Source organism: Paenibacillus sp. FSL R5-0810 (assembly GCF_038002285.1).
GTDB lineage: Bacteria > Bacillota > Bacilli > Paenibacillales > Paenibacillaceae > Paenibacillus_AQ > Paenibacillus_AQ lactis.
The window spans coordinates 4,233,219-4,252,286 of record NZ_JBBOCF010000001.1; the positions used below are offsets into that span (position 1 = coordinate 4,233,219).

A 19,068-nucleotide genomic window follows, 5' to 3' on the forward strand; every position below is an offset into this window, starting at 1 on the left:
TTTTTGCACTCTATTGTTGCAGGTGTAGACCGTGACTCAATATCGCCAACGCCCGAAACCCTTATGTATCAAGGGTTCCAAGCGATTAACGACATTAATTTGTTCTTTCCTACTCCCACTCGATCGTTGCAGGCGGCTTGGACGTAACGTCATACACGATCCGGTTGACGTTCTCCACTTCGTTGACGATGCGCACCGAAATCTTCTCGAGCACATCCCAAGGAATGCGGGCCCAGTCAGCCGTCATGCCGTCGATGGAGGTTACGGCACGGATGCCGACCGTGTAGGAATACGTACGGGCGTCGCCCATAACGCCAACGCTCTTCATGTTCGGAAGCGCGGTGAAATATTGCCAGATTTCGCGGTCCAGTCCGGCTTTCGCGATCTCTTCACGCAGGATGTAGTCGGAATCCCGCACAATCTTCAGCTTCTCCTCGGTCACTTCGCCAAGCACGCGGATCGCGAGTCCTGGTCCGGGGAACGGCTGACGGTGCACGATCTCGTCCGGCAGGCCAAGCTCCTCGCCGACTTTGCGGACCTCGTCCTTAAACAGGGCCTTCAGCGGCTCGATGAGCTTGAACTTCATGTCTTCAGGAAGTCCGCCTACGTTATGGTGGGACTTGATGGTATGCGCCGTATCCGTTCCGCTCTCAACGATATCGGTATACAGCGTGCCTTGAGCGAGGAATGCAAAATCGTCGAATTTGCTGGATTCCTCGTCAAATACGTAAATAAACTCGTTGCCGATAATTTTGCGCTTCTTCTCCGGATCATCCACGCCCTTAAGCTTGGACATAAAACGGTCGCGCGCATCGATCTTGACGACCTTCATATCGAACTTGCCGACGAAGGTTTCCATCACGCTCTCAGCCTCGCCCTTGCGCAGCAAGCCGTGGTCAATGAACATGCAAGTCAGCTGATCGCCGATCGCTTTATGAATCAGCATGGCCACAACGGAAGAGTCAACCCCGCCGCTCAGGGCGCACAGCACCTTCTGGTCTCCGACGACTTCGCGGATTTCGCGAACCTGGTCGTCGATAAAGGTCTCCATGCTCCAGTTGCCTTCGCACTGACATACTTCATAAAGGAAGTTTTTGATCATTTCATTCCCGTGCACGGAGTGGCGTACTTCCGGATGGAACTGCACGGCGTACAGCTTCTTGTCCTCGTTGCTCATCGCAGCAATCGGAGCGGATTCCGTACCTGCATCCAGCTTGAAGCCGGTTGGCAGTGATACCACATGATCGCCGTGGCTCATCCATACGGTCTGCTTCTGCTCCAGACCCTTAACGAGCGTGGTGTTCGGATTAAATTCGAGCTCAGCCTTTCCGTACTCGCGCTTGGAAGCACGCTCTACTTTACCGTCCAGCTGGTGGGCCATCAACTGCATGCCGTAGCAAATGCCGAAAATCGGAACACCCAGGTCATAAATGGCAGGATCGACATGCGGGGCATTTTCGGAATAAACGCTCATAGGGCCTCCCGAAAAAACAATCCCGCGCGGTGCCAATTCCTTAATCTTCTCCACGGACGTATTATAAGGCAAAAGCTCGCTATATACGCCAAGATCGCGGATCCGTCGTGCTATAAGTTGGTTATACTGTCCACCGAAGTCCAAAACAACGATGATTTCATTAGGCTTATTCATTACCGGGCCTCCCTTGATTAATGAAATTAATTATACGCAACCCGAATTCATACCGTCAAGAAAGAGGCCCCTTCGTTTTCATGCCAGTTTTTTGACAATTCGAAGACACTGGCGTAAAAAGTGTACCTTTTCCGTCCGGGTCCACGGTTCATTTTGAAAAGCCGCCCTCTCCCAGCGCCAGGCAAACTGCATTAATTCAAGCCGGAAAGCCTCATCCGTAACCGATAACGACGAAATATATTGACGGACAGTCTGGCCCCTCTCGAACGCTCCGAACCTGCGCTGGATTTTCTCCCATACGGGAGCCGAGGCAGAGACAAGCCCTTCCCTTGGAGAGACCGCGATCCGGCTTGACAGCATCAGGAAGAAAAGCCTCTCCCGAATGGACGGAATGCAGTAGATCGCTGCCGCAGCCGTCGGAACGAGGATCAAAAGCCCTGCTCCAAAAGAAACAGGCCCAAGGGTAGAGATCAGCATCAGCACGTTTGCGGCGGCATCCAGCATACGATCCCATAAGCCGGACCACGGCAGATGCGAAGCCGTAATCTCGTCCGCTGTCGCTGGAGGCGTGGAAGGCTCGGTGCCGAATCCAGGGGTAGGGTCGAACATCACCCAGCCCGTTCCGGGGAAAAATACCTCCACCCAGGCATGGGCGTTCTTTTCGGCAACGCGGTACGTATGCTCCTTCCCCTCCACCGGTTCACCCGGCGCAAATCCGGTCACGTAACGGGCGGGGATTCCTTCGCTTCGCAGCATGACGGTCATCGCCGTTGCAAAATGCGCGCAGTACCCTTCTCTCGACTCAAACAGAAACTGATCGGTAAAGTCGCTGCCCTCCGGGGGGATGGCCGTCTGCAGCGTATACGTATAGTTCCGCTCCAAATAGGATTCGATAGCCTTGACCATTTCATACCTGTTCGAAGCATCCGACGTAACCGTCTTCGCCAAATCACGGACCCTGCCGGGGAGTGAATCAGGGAGCTGCAAATACAGCTCTTTCATATACGACGGATCTTTGCCGGCTGAAGCACGAAGACTTTGCATATCCGGCTGGATATATAGGGATTCCACGGTATAGCGGGATAGTGCAGCCTCCCCTTGCATGGAGACGGTCTCGGACATCCGCTCCACAGAGAGCCCCGGCTCCCGCTTCCCTCCGGCAGTTTGTACATCGGATACCCGGGAAATAATTCCTCCGGCCAGCAGCGGCTTCACCTGGGAAGGCTCCTCAAACTGCAGGGTCTGCACCAGTGTTCGTCCTTCTGACCGCTCCCAGAAGGGGAGCTTGTCCCTTAAATTGTCCCTCAGCTTAGCAGTCGTTCGGATGGCGCGATCCTGGTCCCATTTCCGGCCGTCGTACAAGCTATAGGCTTCGCCCCGCCAATAGGTCGGAATCGGAGACTTCGCCGTGAAGAACACCTCATCGCTCATCGATAGCGGACCTCCCAAATCGCCCATCACAGGTGAGTATCCGATCATTCGGGCGGCAGGCAGTGCATCCTCCGCCGCCTCCCGGACGTGCTCCCCTATGCCCGAGATCCGCTCAGCGAGATCCGTTAACGTCAAGCCTGCGCCTTCATAAGGCTCGTTGAAGGATCCGCCAAGACGGGCTGCCCCGATTGCCAGTACGGCCGTCACGATCACGGCCATGCTCCAGCGCAGCATGGGCAGAGACGCATACTGACCAGATGGCCTCAGTTTTGTACAAGTACCCGAATGAACAGCTCGTCTCTGGTTTGCATCTCCATCAGAATGAACAGCTCGTCTCCGGTTTGCTTCATCATCTGAGGCTTCCCGGCCCAGCCTCACAATATGCATCAGCCCTTGAGCCATCAGAAGGTAGAGCATAGCCAGCCCCATGTCGGAATACAAGCTTCGCTCCGACACGGAGGCAAGCACGGCCAAATAAACCAGCGTCGAGCCTCCGAACAGCCAGACGGACAGGCGGTAAAGGGACAGCATATGAATGGCCGATACCATGATGCCCCAGCCGATCAAGAGAACCATCGTTCTGCTCTCCTCGCTGAGCCCGGTAAACGCCCGCGTGTTTATGACGGCCTCCGCGTCCCCTGGAAGGATGACCGAAGCATATTCGTGCAGCCATTCCAGCGGATTGGCGTAGTTAAACAATTGGGCACACAGCCAAATGACCAGCAAAGCGTTCAGCGGCAGCCACACCCATTCACGCCAGGTGGACAGGCCTTGAAGGAGAAGAATCGCCGCAAGAAGAGCCAGTGCTTGCAGAATCAGGTCCCCGCCCGCCCCGTTAACGGCCTGGAGCGGGAGCAGCCACTCCGACAGCAGTCCTGCTACCGGCAGGGTAATGAGCGCACGCTGAAGCAGGGTCCCGGGAAACGTTCTGGAAACGAGGGAAGAACGGAAATGCCCGGCGGGATGGCTCCCGGGCCGAACGCGTTCTTCCGCCTTATCGTGCAAGCTGACCGGATCCATTCCCATTCCCTCCCTTCAGCGATCCATCTGCCGGAGCTTCCGGTATTCCGCCTGCAATAACCAGCCTTCCTCCCAGGCGGTAAAATTCCTCGGCCCGCTCCTGTCCCGTCGAACGAATCGGATGCCCGCCATCCCCGGAAATGCGGATGGCTGTCCGCTGCTGCCCGCTGCGCAAGCAGCATATCGTAACGTCCCGAACACCGCTATTCAGCAGTTTGATTCCAAGCAGGGCCGCTTGCTCATTCATGGCCCCGGTTATGATCGTCCAAGCCGTATCCCTCTCCAATACATCCGTCGACATCCGCGCGTATTCCTCATAAGGATCAGCCGCTTCCACCCCGCCCGATATCCGGACAGATGCCAGCGGAAGGAGGATATCCCGCCTTTGCGCAGCGTTATCGCCTCTATATTCGGACACAGGCGTCAGGGATTGGTACGCGCTTGTCCATAGCTTGTAAGGTACTCGGCGGTCATGAAGCTGACAGAGGAACCCGGCTGCGACAGCAACCGTATCCTCGAAGGCCTCCTCGTACGTGCCTCCCTCTCTTCCAAAAACACCTTGGCGCTTCGTATCCAACACGATACATTGGCGGATGCCGCTCCCTTCCTGCGGCAGGAACGATTGCAGACGCCCCAGCTTGGCGGAATTTTTCCAGTGAATCCGGTTCATCGGATCCCCGGGAATATAATCCCGCAGGCCGCTGCCCCGAATGTCCGTCCGCCTCTTCGCGAAGGTCCGTTCATCCTCCCGATCGGCTGACCCGCCGCGGGGGACAGCTTGAAGCTCAGGGCCAACCGCCGGCCGGGGAAGAACGGAGATCCCGGTCATTTCACCGGCAAGCTGACGGCTGAACCGGAACCATCCGAACAGGTCCCCCCAAGCAATTTCGCTGGAGGCCTCCGTCCAGATGCCGCGGGGAAGCCGGTCAAGCTGATAGCTGTAAGTGAGATTTTTGCGTAATCCGGGAAACAGCAGTTTCCGATGCGAGCAGCCTCCGATCGTATCCTGAACCATCATCCAAGGCACCGGCAGCACGGTTTTATAATCAATCCGAACTGTGACATGAGCGGAGTCTCCCCTATAGATGCATGCCGGAGTACATGTCCGGCTAACGGTAATCCGGGACGGTCCGAGCAGCCTGAGCGCGGCCCCTCCGATCAGAACCAGCGTGCACGCGAGCCACAGCAGCCGGAGAGCTTCGCCCCCCAGCCACATATAAAGACCCAGCGCTACGAGCCATATGGCCAGAGCTCTCATCCAATCCGCCAGCTCCCGCTTCACCGCGAGCCGCCTTTCCGGCTGCGCTGGCGCGGGAGCTCGAACTGGGCAAGGATGGCGTTCACCATCTCCTGCTGAGTCAGTCCCGCAGCCCGTCCTTCATGATTCATATGAATCCGGTGGGCAAGCACCGGGACGGCAACGCGAAGGCAGTCATCCGGAATGACGTACATTCTCCCATCCATATAGGCTGATGCTTGGGACGCCCGGTACCAGGCCAAGGTGCCCCGCGGGCTGATGCCAAGCGCCACTCCCCGCTGCCGGCGCGATGCATCAGCGACGCTGACCATGTAGCGTTTGATGCTCTCATCAACGAACACCCGCGCCGCCGCCTGCTGCATCGCCATCAGCTCGGAACCTGCCATTAATGGCTTCAATTTATCCGCCATGGCGCTGCTGCTCCTCCGATCCAGCAGCACCATCTCACCTTCCATATCGGGATAGCCCAGCGACATTCTCATGAGGAAGCGGTCGAGCTGGGCTTCCGGCAGCCGGCTCGTCCCCTCATATTCATAGGGATTTTGGGTTGCAAGCAGGAAGAATGGGGCCGGCAGCGGGTAAGTCCGGCCGTCGACGGTGACCCTGCCCTCCTCCATCGCTTCCAGCAGCGCAGACTGCGCCCTGGGCGATGCCCGGTTAATTTCATCGGCTAACACGATGTTCGCCATGAGAGGTCCGGGGCGAAAGACAAACTCTCCCGAATGGGGATAATAAACGGAGGCACCGGTAATATCCCCCGGCATCAAATCGTACGTAAACTGAATCCGATTGAAATCGCAGCCGATCAACGCGGCCACCGTTTTGACCAGCATCGTCTTCCCAACGCCCGGCACATCCTCCAGCAGCACATGCCCACCGGCCAGCAGTGCGATCATAGTGAGCGAAATCTGTTCCTCATGCCCGACAATGACGCTGCCGATCCGGCTTCTAACTTTACCGAGCAGGTCCGGAGCCCACTCGGGATCCATTCGCTCCTCTTCCATCATGGATGAACGCAGCAAGAACATCACCCTCCAACCTTCCATATTCATAGAACAAAACATAGTTGATAGCCTTAGTTATGAATCTATGAATAGGTTTTCCAAGATGACTCCAAGATAGACATCGGCAATGAGGCGAATAGCGGTGTTAGCAGGAAATTCCGTAAGGTTCAAATCCGGTCTGCCGCTATGAGAAGCATCGATAGTGCATCAGCATCGGAGCATAGCTCGGCTTTATTTTGTGGATAGCGGACAGAAGAAAGCCCGCAAGAAGAAAGCGGCTATCGCTTCCTCTTACGGGCCTGCTCCGGCTCGTGCGTTCGTTTCCTTTATGAACCCCTTGCTGTAATCTACCCCTTAATTCCAGACAGGGTCACGCCTTCGATGATATATTTCTGCCCGATGATATATACGATCAACACCGGAATCAGCGCGATGGAAGCACCCGCCATCATCAGCGTCCAGTCCGTGGAATACATGCCCCGGTACAGGTTCAGCATCATCGGCACGGTAAATTTGTCCGTGCTGCTGAGAAAAATCAGCGGGTTGAAGAAATTGTTCCACATCCCGAGAAAGGTGAAGATTCCAAGCGCCGACAAGGCCGGCTTAATAAGCGGCAGCATGATTCGCGCATAGATGGTCCACCGGTTCGCACCATCCACGATGGCCGCCTCCTCCATCTCCTTCGGTATGCCTCTGAAGAACTGCCTGAGCAGAAACACGCCGAAGGCGTTGAGCAGGGCGGAGGGAACGATGATTGCCAGATGCGTATCCAGCCAACCGATATTTTTCATGATGAGGTACAGAGGGATGATCGTGACTTGCCCCGGCACCATCATCGTGGCCAGGAACAGTATAAACAGCGGCTCCCGGAACGGAAACGATATTTTGGCAAAAGCATAGGCGGCCATCGAACAGGTTACGAGCTGCGATACCACCACGATGACGTTGATATAAAAGCTGTTCAGATAAGCTCTCCCGAAGGGCAGCGCCGTCAGGGAGTCCTTGTAGTTGGACCAGACGAACGGGTCCGGAATCCATTTGGGCGGCACGACGAACACCTGGGATAAATCCTTGAGCGAGCTGAGCACCATCCATACGAACGGCAAGGCCATGATGCAGGCGCCGATGATCAGGACGGTGTGCAGCAGGACGGTCGACGCCCGCAATCCTCGGTACGGCATGTAGCTTCTCCTCCTTCCTCTTACGTCCATTAATCCTCGTAATGAACCCAGCGCCTCGACATCTTCATCTGGAACAGGGTCAGGGACAGAATCATCAAGAACAGGATGACCGCCGCCGCCGTGCTCTTGCCGAAGGTGAAGTCCGCAAAGGCCGTTTCATAAATGTGATAGACAAGGGTATAGCTGGCTTTCGCCGGACCGCCGGACGTCATGACGAAGGATTGGTCGAACACCTGGAAGGAGCCGATAATCGACATAATGGTCACGAAAAAGGTGGTCGGCGACAGCAGCGGAATCGTAATGTGGATGAGCTGCTGCCATTTGCCGGCCCCGTCGATTTCAGCCGCTTCATAATAGCTTCTAGAGATACCCTGTAGCCCGGCCAGGAACAGCACCATGTTGCCTCCAAGCCCCATCCACACGCTTAGCATGGCGATCGAAGGCATGACATATCTCGAATCGGTCAGCCATGACGGCCCCGTAATGCCGAACCACTGCTTCAGATACATGTTGATAAGGCCGAAGTCGGCGTTGAACAGCCACATGAATACGACGGCGACCGCTACCGACATCGTGATGTTCGGCATGAAATAGATCAGCCGGTAAAGGATTTTTCCGCGAACCCGATTCAAGCCGACGGCAACGAGCATCGCCAGCACGATCCCTGTCGGCACGGACAGAATGGTGTAGTACACCGTATTGACGAGCGCGATGCGAAACTCCTCGTCCCGAAGCTGGCCGATGAAGTTCTGAAAGCCGACGAACTGCTTCGTCCCCATCCCGTCCCAATTCATCATGCTGATCACGAAGGCCGAGACGAGCGGAATTAATGAAAAAGCGACCAGTCCTAGCAGTTGCGGGAAAATGAATAAATATCCCCACAATCCTTCGGATGTTTTGCTGCTCAGGGAAGAGCCCCTTCTCTCCGGGAGCCGCTCCGGAGAAGGGGCGGCTCCCGGGCTTCCTGCAGGCTGCACGTTCATGTCTACTCACCCTTCCTCTCGGAGCTGGATTATTTTTTGCTGTTCTTGTAATCCTGGATCTTCTGGTTGGCCATGGTCTGTATATCCTTAAGCGAGCTATCAAGCTCCTGATTCTTCAGCCATAACGCTTCGAACTTCGAAGTAATATCCTGGCTTAGCCCAGGGATGCCGGCCTCGAACGGCGTCAGCGCATAACCGACCTCGCGCGCGTCGAGGAACAACTGGGCATGCTCCGGCAGATTGCCCTCGAGCACGACTTCATCGGTGCCTGCGACGGACGGAACCGCATTGCCGCCGCCCTGCAGGCGGAAACGCTGGCCGTCTTTATTCAAATATTCGGAGAAGAACGTATACGCGGCCTCTTTATTCTTCGAGGCTTTATTCATCACCAGGTATGCCGTAGGAATGCCGGCCGGCTCGATTTTGTTGCCCGTATTGGTCGGCCAGGTAACGACGTCGTATTCAAGGCTCTCATTTTTCTTGAACAATGGGAGATACCAGCGCCCGGCACCCACGAAGCCTACTTGATTGGACATGAACATGGCATCCCCGCCCTGTCCTTTCGGCAGCGTGCCGGAGAACGTGATATTCTTCGACTTTACGTTGTCATACAGGAACTGGAACGCTTCCTTCGCCTTCGGATCGTCGGCCGCGACGAAATTTCCGTTCTCGTCATACACCCGGCCGCCGTTGGAGGTAACCCAGCTGTGGTAGCTGTTCCAGGAGTTATCCAGCACGTAGCCGTACTTATTGCTCGCCCGGATCTTATCGGTCATCTCCTTGAACTTGTCCCAGGTCCATTGCCCGCTTGCCTGAAGCTCCGCCGGCATCTCGGTGATACCCGCATCTTTCAGCACCTTCTTGTTGTACCAAAGCACCATCGGGTTGCAATCCACCGGAACCCCGTACGTCTGTCCGTCCCGGACCGCCGCCCCCCATAGTCCTTCGAAGTAGTCCTCTTTCTTGATGAGGCTGTCCGGAGCCTCCATATACGGGGTCAGGTTCTCGATGCTCTGGTTTTCGATCAGCTTAACGATCAGGCCGTCGCCGGCATAGAAAATATCCGGAGCCGTTCCGCCTGTCAGCTGCGTCAAAATCTTCTGGTCATACTCGCCGGGAATCGGAATAAACTCCACTTCGATCTCCGGATGCCGCTTGTTGAAGTCCTTCGTCATCTCCTGAAATCGGGTGAGCTCGCCAGGGTTGCCCCATGTCGCCCATTTGATCTTGACCTTCTCGCCGCTTGCCGAGCCGCCCCCATCCGATTCACCGCCACCGCATGCTTGAAGCAGCATGGACAGCACTAGAATGACAGCAAGCAATGCCCCTCTTTTACGCGTTCTTGTCATTTTCATTTCCTCCGTTTCCGACCGATTTGGACTAACCTGAAAAGACTCTTGTAAACGCTTTAATTATAAAATTTTGGCAAAAAGCTTTTGAACGGATTATGTTCCGAATAAGTGGCTTCTTTTCCGATCCTGCAAGAAGCCTGCTGCCGCCTTGTCATTTGCGGTTCAATCCCTGATATTCGGCCGGCGTCATCCCGACCAGCTTCTTGAACAGCTTGCTGAAATACTTCACATCGTTAAATCCCGAAAGCTCCGCCACCTCATACACCCTGAGCGAGGTTGCAGCCAGCAGCTCTTTAGCCCGCTTTACCCGAAGATCGATCACGTAGTCGATAAAATTGCTCCCCGTCACCCGTTTGAACAGCTCGCTGAAGTAATTCCGGCTTACGGCGACTTCATCGGCGACCTCCTGAAGGGAGATCGGCTCCGTGTAATGGGCGTTAATATAGGAAATGGCCTGAAGGACGATACGCTCGTGCAGCGTGGCTTCCGGAAGCGGGCCGCGACTCGGCTCGTCCCGGACCGCCTGAAACGCGTCCAGCATGACGCTCCGCACCTCTTCGACAGACCGAAGCCGGGTTAACTCAAACGCCGGGGATACAATCGGCAGGGCGGACAGGCTGTACGTGGACAGCATGCCAAGAAGCTCCTCCGCTTCAACGAGCACCTCCTGCTTCCCCATTCGGGACGGCATCCATCGCTCCATTACCGACTGCAGAAGCACTTCGCACCTCGGCAGGTTTCCGACGGCCAGCGCAGCCCTCAAGGCCTGCAGCTCGGGCTTTGCCTGCTCCGGTCCGCCACGGTCGCCCAAGGCACCAATATCCTCCGCGTGAAAGATGCGCCCCTCCCGGTAAAAGAAAGAGGCTTCCAGGCTTGCACTCGCCTCTACGTAGGCCTCGGCGAGCCGCTGGGGCCCGGCATACCGGCGGCTGAGCCCGATGGTGGCGAAGGCGGCAAGCGGACGGAGGAGATGATCGCAGCGAGGATCCTCTGAACGCTCCATGCCGTCAACGGGCACCCAGGCCGCAAGTAAATCCGGTCCCGTTCGGACCGCAAGCGCATCCGGCAGCTGCTCATATAAGCAGCTCTTGAATCGTTCCATTTCTTCTTCTCCGTCCAACGGGGCTGCTCCGAAGCCGTCCGATCTCGGCCCTCCGTCCAGTCGGCAGACTGCCACGACGAATTGGCCGTCACTCCGGAACCCGGCCAAGTTCTCCATGGCGGCAGCTTCGCCGTGCAATGCCATATACAGCGTCTTCTCATCGGCCCGTTTCCGCTGTTCCCGCTGCTGCCGCTCATGCTCGGTTACGATACGCTCAAGGCGCTTCTCTTCCTCCAGCTTCTGCCGCATCCGCTCCAGCACATCCTTCAGCGACGCTGAATCGAGCGTCGGCTTCAGAATGTAATCGGCCGCGCCGAGCCGAATGCCTTCCCGGACGTATTCAAAATCGCTGTGGCAGCTGAGCAGCAGCACTTTCACCCATGGGCATAGCTGCCTTGTCCGGCGGGTAAGCTCAAGCCCGTCCATGACCGGCATCGCGATGTCCGTAATCAGAATGTCGACCTCTCCCGCCTCGATCCACTTCAAAGCCTTTTGACCGTTCGATGCCTCCCCGACCAACCGATAGCCGTATCCCTCCCAGTCAAAAGTGGTCCGGAGCCCTGTGCGGGCAATCGCTTCGTCATCAACGAGCAGCACTTTGTACATGAATATCCCCTCCGTTCGCCGGAATCAAGATGGTCACCCGCGTGCCTCCCTCTTCCTTCCGCTCGACGTTCAAGCCGTAACGACTGCCGTAATACAGCCTCACGGTTTGATGGACATGCGACAGTCCGATGTGGGTCATTCCCTGCTTGGAGCGGTTGCGCTCATAATCCAGCAGCCCGGCAAGCTTCTCCGGCTCGATTCCGATGCCGTTGTCCTCGATGTGGATCATGGCATCCTCCTGCTGCCGCCGGATGACAACCCGGATGACGCCCTTGTCGTCCAGGGGCGCAATCCCGTGGAAAATCGCATTTTCCACAATCGGCTGAAGCAGCATGCGGGGAATTTGCACGTCATCCATGCCAGCCGGACAGTCGACGACCAGCTCAATCGGATGGTCATAGCGGTATTTCTGGATGATCATATATTGGCGAAGAAGCTCCAGCTCATCGCCAAGGCGTATAAATACCCCGCTGCGCCCCAGGCTGCCTTCAAGAAGATGCACGAGCGCCGCTACGGCCTTGTCGACATCATTGGTGCGGTTCAGCTTGGCCATCCACCGGATGGAGTTCAGCGTGTTATATAGAAAATGCGGATTGATCTGATAGCGAAGAGCCCGGATTTCAGCTTTCTTCTTCTCCGATTCCTCTGCGGCAATCCGCTGGATCAACAGGTCAATCTGCTCGATCATCTTGTTGAAGCTTCTGCCGAGCTGACCGATCTCGCTTGGACCGACATTGCGGCACCGGACGCTCAAGTCCCCGGCTTCGCTGCGGCGCATCAGCCGGCTTAAATGAACGAGCGGATTGCCGATTTTCCGCGTCATGTAGTATCCGATCCCGATGGCCGCCAGCATCGAGCCGAGCACGATCCATACGGTAAAGCTGCGGATGCTGGCCGAATCGGCCGTCAGCTCCTTAAGCGGAACCATTCCTACGACATGCCAGCCGTTATTCAGCCGGGAAGGGATCATGAGCGTTTTCTTGTCGTTCCACTCGTATTCCGTCGGCCCTGTCGGCAGCTCCACAGGGGAGCGCTTCCCGTACATGGCCGGATCTGGATGATAGAAGAAGCGGTTCTCGTCGTTGGCGACATACATGTAACCCGTATCCCCGAACTGGACGTGGTTCAGCTCGTCAATAAGCACATCCCCCATAATTTCGAAGAACATGACGCCGACGATCTCCCCCGTATCCCAGCTGCGGATCGCCCTTCCAAGCCCAAATACCGGAAACCCCATGCTTGTCTGCTTCAGATAGGAGGTGTCGGACAGACCGAACCACACCGTTTGCCCGCGAGCCTCCAAAATCGACTGAAACCACGCCGATTCCCATTGACTCGGAATAGACATCAGCGAGTCGGCGCTGAGGACGGAATTGTTCCGCTTGATATCAAAGACGTACACGTCGATGATTTCCGGCGAGTTGATCATAATGGAGGTCAGCAGATCCTTGCCCTCTTTAACCTTGAGATTCAGGTCATATTGACTGAGATCCGGATCCTCCAAAATGCCGTGGACGACTTTGCTGTTCAGCACCATCATCGAGGAATCGTCCAGCTTCTTGAAGAACATATTCAGCTTGTCGCTGACCTGCGTAATCGTCAGCGATGCCACCTTGCCCACCTGCTCCTCCACGATGGATGCCGACTTGTGGAAGGATAGGAAGCCCATCATTAGAACCGGCAATGTCGTACCAATGAAAAAGAATAAAAACAGCTGCGTTACGATCGAATGAAGACGGCGGTATCCCCGCATATGCAAACTCCCTCCTCTACCAGATCAGAACATGAATTTTTTTGACAGCGCTTTCAAATGAGAGGCTTTTGTATTCTTGTACATCTGTCGACAAGCTTCCAGGCATATCTGTACCTTGTGTCGGTTCCCTCCGGCCCCTCCTTTCCTTACTTCCCTTCCAACCTTTCCTTCCGCGTCCGCTACCTTTCCTTCCGCGCGTTCGCTTCTGGCTGCTCCTGCTCCCCTTTCTTCCCCTATCCCAACCTCCCGTGCGTTCGCTTCCGGCTGTCTGCTCCCCTTTCTTCCCCTACCTCAACCTCCCGTGCGTTCGCTTCCGGCTGTCTGCTCCCCTTTCCTTTCGGCCCATCCTCTTCCCGCTCCAGTCTCCTTCTGGCCCCCCCCCCGCGAAACCTCAACTTCAAGTAAGGTCCGTCCGGAGTGTATTCATCGTAATATGTTTGACAAAGATTGTCCCTATGTCCATCTTCTTATGTTTTTTGCCTTCCCTCACCGCAAACGCAAAAAAGAGACGGACCCCAATATCAGGGCCCATCTCTTGATTTAAATTCATATTCATGCAAGCCTTCGGCTTAGTATGCCAGCGTAAACAATCCATTGATGTGAGAGAGGTAACGCATGTTGCTCGCTTCCTTCATCAGCGTCGCAGGCAAACCTTTCAATTGCGTTTTGTTCGCGCCGATCGTTCCGATGGCATCCTTGCGTCCCAAGCTGCCCAGCGTACCGGAGAATACCGGCTCGAAGGAAGCTTGTGCGCCGCCGTTCAGATTCGCGAAGATGTTGTAGCCGATCAGCTCGCCCATCTGCCATGCCAGCTGTGCTGTCGGCGGGTATGGACGGCCTTCCGGTCCCATAACAACCGCGCTGTCGCCAGCGACATACACGTCAGGATGGGAAGCGGATTGCAGGTACTCGTTAACGACCGCACGACCGCGGTTCACTTCGATACCGCAGTTCGCTACAACGGAGTTACCCTGTACGCCGCCGGTCCATACCAGCGTGCTTGTTTCGATGGTGCTGCCGTCTTTCAGCTCAACGGTTGTTCCGTCCATCTTCGTGATCGGCAAGCCGGTGAGGAAGTTCACGCCGCGCTTCTGCAGGCTTGTTGTAGCACGGTCAACCAGCTCTGCAGGGAAGCCTGGCAGAATGGAAGGAGCCGCTTCTACGCAGTAGAGCGTAATTTCCTGTGGATCGAGCCCGTGCTTGCGTGCAAGCTCGCTGCGCATATCTGCATATTCGCCGACAAGCTCGACGCCGGTCAAGCCGCCGCCGCCGACAACGATCGTTGCATCGGCCTTGTTCTTCGTTTTAGCATATTCCGCGATGCGGGATTCCACATGGGCACGCAGACGATTCGCATCGTTCACCGACTTCAGAATGAAGCTGTTTTCTTGAAGTCCCGGAATGCCGAAGAATGCAGTTTCACTGCCCAGTGCGATAACGAGAATATCATAAGTAAAGTTTCCGCCGTCATCCAAGGATACCGAGCGCTCATCCGGCTTGATCTCCTTGACGTTGCCAATGCGAAGATCCACGTTGGCGTTGCGAAGCAATTTATCCAGCGGCAGGGCCACTGCTTTCTCTGCGATGTTGCCTGCTGCCAATCGATGCAGTTCTGTAATGATCTGGTGTGTTGGGAAACGGTTGACCAGCGTAATTTTAGCGTCGTTGACGCCAAAATGCTCGCGCGCAGAAAGTGCGCTCAGCAAGCCGCCGTAGCCCCCGCCCAAAATTAAAATATGTTTAGACATGACCATCCTCCGTTCTTCTTAAGATATATGGAATTAACGCTTGTTCTGTTGGTCGCGCTCGTTCAGAACGTCAAGAAAAGCCTGAGCATAGCGAAGACCCTTTTGAACTTGAGGATCCTTCAGCATTTTCATCAGACCGAATACGCCGATTTGCGCATGATCACCCTGGGCATGAATACGGTCGCCGGCTTCGATTGCGGCAGACGCAATTGCTTTTGCCTTGTCGGTAACAGGCTTCGTGAATCCAGCGAGAGAAGCCATGGTGTCTTCCGCCAGCACCGGATCAGTAGCTACGGACTTGCCGAAATCATAAGCCTTCGTGAAGAATGTGAGCATTTCCGTAAGCTTAGGCAGGTTATCCACGAGCGTAGTCAGCGATTCCTGTACCTCAGGCTTTAGCAATTGTTCGAGCAGCACATCAGGACGGCTGGCCTGGTTTCCTGCAACGTTATCCGGCGTTTCGGACGGTTGCGGGTTAGATGTTTCTGTCATAGAGAATTGCCTCCTTTTCTTTAAGTGAACTCCCAAGATGAACTTGGCGACGATCGAACCGGTTAGCTTTAATTTCGGGATAACCGGTATCTATTATGCATCACTGACATAAAGTGTGAACTTCAAGGTGACTCACTCGCGCCAAAATAAAGGCAGGGGGATGGCTCCCCCCTCCTTTACGAATAACGTTCTCAGGGATTGTGATTATTATCTCTAAGTACTAGTCTATAACTTGTGCAGCATAATTACAAACATAAAATACAAATTCCGACTACAAAGTTATGATCCGAATTTCCGCATCTTTATATGTCACTCTTGTAACAGGGTGCCCGGATGCAGCAAGGGCGTCACGGAGCGGAATCCAAGCCGTGCCGCCGATCAGGCGCACATCGGAGGGCAGCGGCCTCCCCCAAGTTTCAGCCGGACTTATCGAGCGTCTGAGCGGGTCCGCTTCCCAACGTTTCCCTCCGAGGGCCACGCTGACGGTCTTGCTGTGAGCCTTCCAGGAGACCGTCCCCCCGAGCCGCTCGGACAAGGCGCGCAGAGGAACCATCAAGCGCCCGTCCTCCATTTTATACTCGCCCGGCTCGAATGCAGTCTCCATGGCCCCAAACTCGACCGCAAGCGTTCGGCCCGTTTCGAATAGTTTGGCATTGGCCAGAACATGATCCTTGATCCATTGCCGGGAAGGCTGCGAGGCCTTAACCGCGCCTTGCTGCGCCTTGAACTGGACCGGCTGCATCTCCGGCGTAAGCACATCGAACGCATAGCCCTGCTTTTTGTAATAACCGATGATCTCCGGCAGTGCCTTCACGCTCTCCTCATGGCCCTTGCTGTCATGCAGCAGCACGATCGCCTCGCTGCCGCTGACCTTTGCCGTTGCGCCTTTTACGATATCCTTGGCCGGAACCCCCCGGCGTTTCGAATCCCCGCTGTCGACATTCCAATCGAATACGCGATATCCCCCCTGCTCCATCAGGTCGAAGTACGACTGGTCAAAGTGTCCGGCTGTCCCGCCCGGCGCCCTGACGAGCTGCGGACGTTCGCCTGTAATCAAGCGGATCAGCTCCTCCGTCTTCTTGATCTGCGCCCAGAAATCTTGAAAATGACCGTAAAGCTTGTCATAACGATGATCATATGTATGATTGCCGATCGTGTGTCCTTCCTCATATATGCGGTTGATAATTTCCGGACGGGCTTCAGCCTGCTCCCCAAGCACAAAGAACGTTCCCTTAATGCCTTCCTTATGCAATATGTCCAGCACCTCCAGCGTCAAATCCGAAGGACCGTCGTCAAAGGTAAGATAGACCTTCTTCTCAGCTTTCGGGTCAGCTTTCGGGATCTGGGCTTGCGCTGCTGCAGCGGATGCGGCTTGCTTGCCTGCTGCCGCTGTGTAAACCGCTTGCTTGATTTGCGTTTCACCGCTTTGGCCTAACAGCGCCTTCGTCTGAACCCCCGTGGCGGATGCCGGAGCCAGCAGCGCCTGCTCCATATATACCTTCATATCGTCCGGCTTCGTTTCTCCCCCGGGAAATCCGGCCCAGACCGTTATCAGTAACGCCAACACACCAAAAAACAAGGCAATGGATGCAACTCTCGCTACAATATTCATGATTTCTACCTCCATCATTTCTATGAGTTCGGCTTTCTGCTAGATTATATGGAGGTATTTTCGAAAAAAGACTATCAGCCGATATATATTTTAGCGAGAATTGCGAGAGAAGGACGGGTGAACAAAAATAGCCCCTGGCGGCAAGCCTGTCCAGGCATGCGGAGGGGCAAATCTTCATATAGCTTATGACAGCACAGCTTCGAGGACCGCTTCCACATGGCCCTTCACCTTGACCTTGCGCCATTCGCGGGCGAGCCTCCCCTTCTCGTCGATCAGGAAGGTGGAGCGCACGATCCCCATGTACTCGCGGCCAAACATCGTCTTCAACTGCCACACCCCGAACAGCTCGCTTACCTTATGCTCTTCATCAGCAAGAAGCAAATAGGGCAGGCTATGCTTATCGATAAATTTGGCATGGGATTTCAGCGGATCGGGACTGATGCCGATGACGACCGCCCCCGCTTCCTTCAGTGCGCCGTAGTGATCGCGGAAGCTGCAGGCCTCCTCAGTGCACGTGGGCGTCATATTTTTCGGATAAAAAAACAGCACGACCTTGCGTCCGCGAAAGTCGCTCAAGGATACATTCTCTCCGCTTGAAGCCGGGAGGGTAAAATCAGGGACCGGGCTCCCTACTTCAACATGTGATGGTTTCACGATTAAGCTCCTCCTGCTGAACGGGACCTTAGACCCGTAAAATTGATTGTCTTTTCGAAAAAAATTATAATAGAGTGAATGTCGAATGTTCAAATGTTCTATCGATTTTATTCACCAGCGCAATCCGAAAGGAAGAACACAATGACCAAAAAAACAAAGAAGACGATTATATGGAGCATATGTATCGTACTTGCGGCTGTCATCGCCTACAGCACTTATTATGCAGTTTCATTCTATGACGGCCTGCAAAGCTTGAACAAAAGCGGTGAATCCTCTCCGTTCCATGAAATTGAGAAGGTGGATGCCAAAGTCCCTGCGCCTCCGGAATGGGAAGGCACCGAGCCGGTGAATATCCTGCTGATGGGCGTCGATGCCCGCGGCTTCGAGGAAGGGGAAATCCCCCGCTCGGACAGCATGATGGTAGCCTCCATCGACCCGGTTAAGAAAAAAATGTACCTGTTCTCTATTCTGCGCGATACGTACACGGACATACCCGGACATGACCGGAACCGGATCAACACGGCGATCACCCATGGTCCCAATACCGCGATGAAGGCGGTCGGCGATCTGCTCGGCATCCCGATCCAATACTATGTCTACACCGACTTCCAAGGATTTATCAAGCTGGTGGATTCCGTCGGCGGCGTTGATTTTTACGTTGAGAAGGATATGAATTATTCCAGCAAAGCGGACAAGAATGAATATGACATCAATCTGAAGGAAGGCATGCAGCATCTGGACGGCAACGCCGCGCTCCAATACGTCCGTTTCCGTTACGACGCTATGGGCGACTTTACCCGTACCGAGCGGCAGCGCGAGCTGATTAAGGCGGTCGCCAAGAAAATGCAGACGACCACGTCCATTATGAAGCTGCCGGATATTTTGAAATCCGTCAGCCCTTACATCGACACGAATCTCGAGGTCGAAGACATGTGGAAGCTGGCCACCGTCGCATACAAGAGCAGCATGAGCGGCAGCGAGCAGGTCCCTCCGATGAAGCTGCTGAAGGAAGAAACGATCGGCGGTGCAGCTGTCTTGACGGTCGGCAATCCGGACACCTTAAAGCAGTACATTCAGGATATCATGAGCCCGCCGGATCCTGACCCGGAGACCGAGGAAGGCCAAAGCGAAGGCAAGGAGAGCGATCCTGCCGGCAAAGAAAGTAATCCTTCTGCATCGACGTCCACGTCTACATCCACAGAGACAGACCGCAACTAACTTAGC

The 19,068-nt window shown here is 55.2% G+C and carries 14 protein-coding genes; 1 reads left to right on the plus strand and 13 read right to left on the minus strand.

All coding sequences use genetic code 11. The features are described 5' to 3' along the window. Window positions 1–109: 109 nt before the first annotated feature. The 13 genes from guaA to bcp form a co-directional block, all read right to left on the minus strand. On the minus strand, window positions 110–1,648 hold the full coding sequence (gene guaA, locus MKX76_RS18820; protein ID WP_341034434.1) for a glutamine-hydrolyzing GMP synthase: 1,539 nt from the start codon (window positions 1,646–1,648) through the stop codon (window positions 110–112). Window positions 1,649–1,726: 78 nt separating this feature from the next. Next, a complete protein-coding gene (locus tag MKX76_RS18825; protein WP_341034436.1) occupies window positions 1,727–4,099 on the minus strand; it encodes a transglutaminase-like domain-containing protein in 2,373 nt (790 codons plus the stop codon). Then, a complete protein-coding gene (locus MKX76_RS18830) occupies window positions 4,074–5,381 on the minus strand; it encodes a DUF58 domain-containing protein (RefSeq protein WP_341034437.1) in 1,308 nt (435 codons plus the stop codon). The genes MKX76_RS18825 and MKX76_RS18830 overlap by 26 nt, the downstream gene beginning before the upstream one ends. After that, the gene (locus MKX76_RS18835) at window positions 5,378–6,385 is read right to left on the minus strand and encodes an AAA family ATPase (protein ID WP_085978431.1); all 1,008 of its coding nucleotides are present in this window, start codon (window positions 6,383–6,385) and stop codon (window positions 5,378–5,380) included. The genes MKX76_RS18830 and MKX76_RS18835 overlap by 4 nt, the downstream gene beginning before the upstream one ends. Before the next feature lie 323 nt (window positions 6,386–6,708). After that, window positions 6,709–7,542, minus strand: coding sequence for a carbohydrate ABC transporter permease (locus MKX76_RS18840; protein WP_007133025.1), 834 nt, complete (start codon window positions 7,540–7,542; stop codon window positions 6,709–6,711). A gap of 29 nt (window positions 7,543–7,571) precedes the next feature. After that, a complete protein-coding gene (locus MKX76_RS18845) occupies window positions 7,572–8,525 on the minus strand; it encodes a carbohydrate ABC transporter permease (RefSeq protein WP_007133026.1) in 954 nt (317 codons plus the stop codon). 29 nt (window positions 8,526–8,554) lie between these two features. Then, window positions 8,555–9,874 (minus strand): ABC transporter substrate-binding protein, encoded by a 1,320-nt coding sequence (locus MKX76_RS18850; RefSeq protein ID WP_144867572.1) that lies wholly within the window; start codon window positions 9,872–9,874, stop codon window positions 8,555–8,557. Window positions 9,875–10,028: 154 nt separating this feature from the next. Beyond that, complete coding sequence (locus tag MKX76_RS18855) at window positions 10,029–11,585, minus strand: response regulator (protein WP_144867574.1); 1,557 nt, start codon at window positions 11,583–11,585, stop codon at window positions 10,029–10,031. Further along, complete coding sequence (locus tag MKX76_RS18860; RefSeq protein ID WP_007133029.1) at window positions 11,563–13,338, minus strand: cache domain-containing sensor histidine kinase; 1,776 nt, start codon at window positions 13,336–13,338, stop codon at window positions 11,563–11,565. The genes MKX76_RS18855 and MKX76_RS18860 overlap by 23 nt, the downstream gene beginning before the upstream one ends. A gap of 569 nt (window positions 13,339–13,907) precedes the next feature. Continuing rightward, on the minus strand, window positions 13,908–15,086 hold the full coding sequence (locus tag MKX76_RS18865; RefSeq protein WP_007133031.1) for an NAD(P)/FAD-dependent oxidoreductase: 1,179 nt from the start codon (window positions 15,084–15,086) through the stop codon (window positions 13,908–13,910). 33 nt (window positions 15,087–15,119) lie between these two features. Continuing rightward, window positions 15,120–15,578, minus strand: a complete 459-nt coding sequence (locus tag MKX76_RS18870) for a DUF1641 domain-containing protein (RefSeq protein WP_007133032.1) — start codon at window positions 15,576–15,578, stop codon at window positions 15,120–15,122. A 271-nt stretch (window positions 15,579–15,849) separates the two neighbouring features. Beyond that, window positions 15,850–17,190, minus strand: coding sequence for a polysaccharide deacetylase (locus tag MKX76_RS18875; RefSeq protein WP_341034439.1), 1,341 nt, complete (start codon window positions 17,188–17,190; stop codon window positions 15,850–15,852). 183 nt (window positions 17,191–17,373) lie between these two features. Continuing rightward, a complete protein-coding gene (gene bcp / locus MKX76_RS18880; RefSeq protein ID WP_007133034.1) occupies window positions 17,374–17,844 on the minus strand; it encodes a thioredoxin-dependent thiol peroxidase in 471 nt (156 codons plus the stop codon). 141 nt (window positions 17,845–17,985) lie between these two features. Between bcp and MKX76_RS18885 the strand changes: the two genes are divergently transcribed. Continuing rightward, window positions 17,986–19,062, plus strand: coding sequence for an LCP family protein (locus tag MKX76_RS18885; RefSeq protein WP_341034440.1), 1,077 nt, complete (start codon window positions 17,986–17,988; stop codon window positions 19,060–19,062). The last annotated feature ends 6 nt before the right edge of the window (window positions 19,063–19,068 follow it).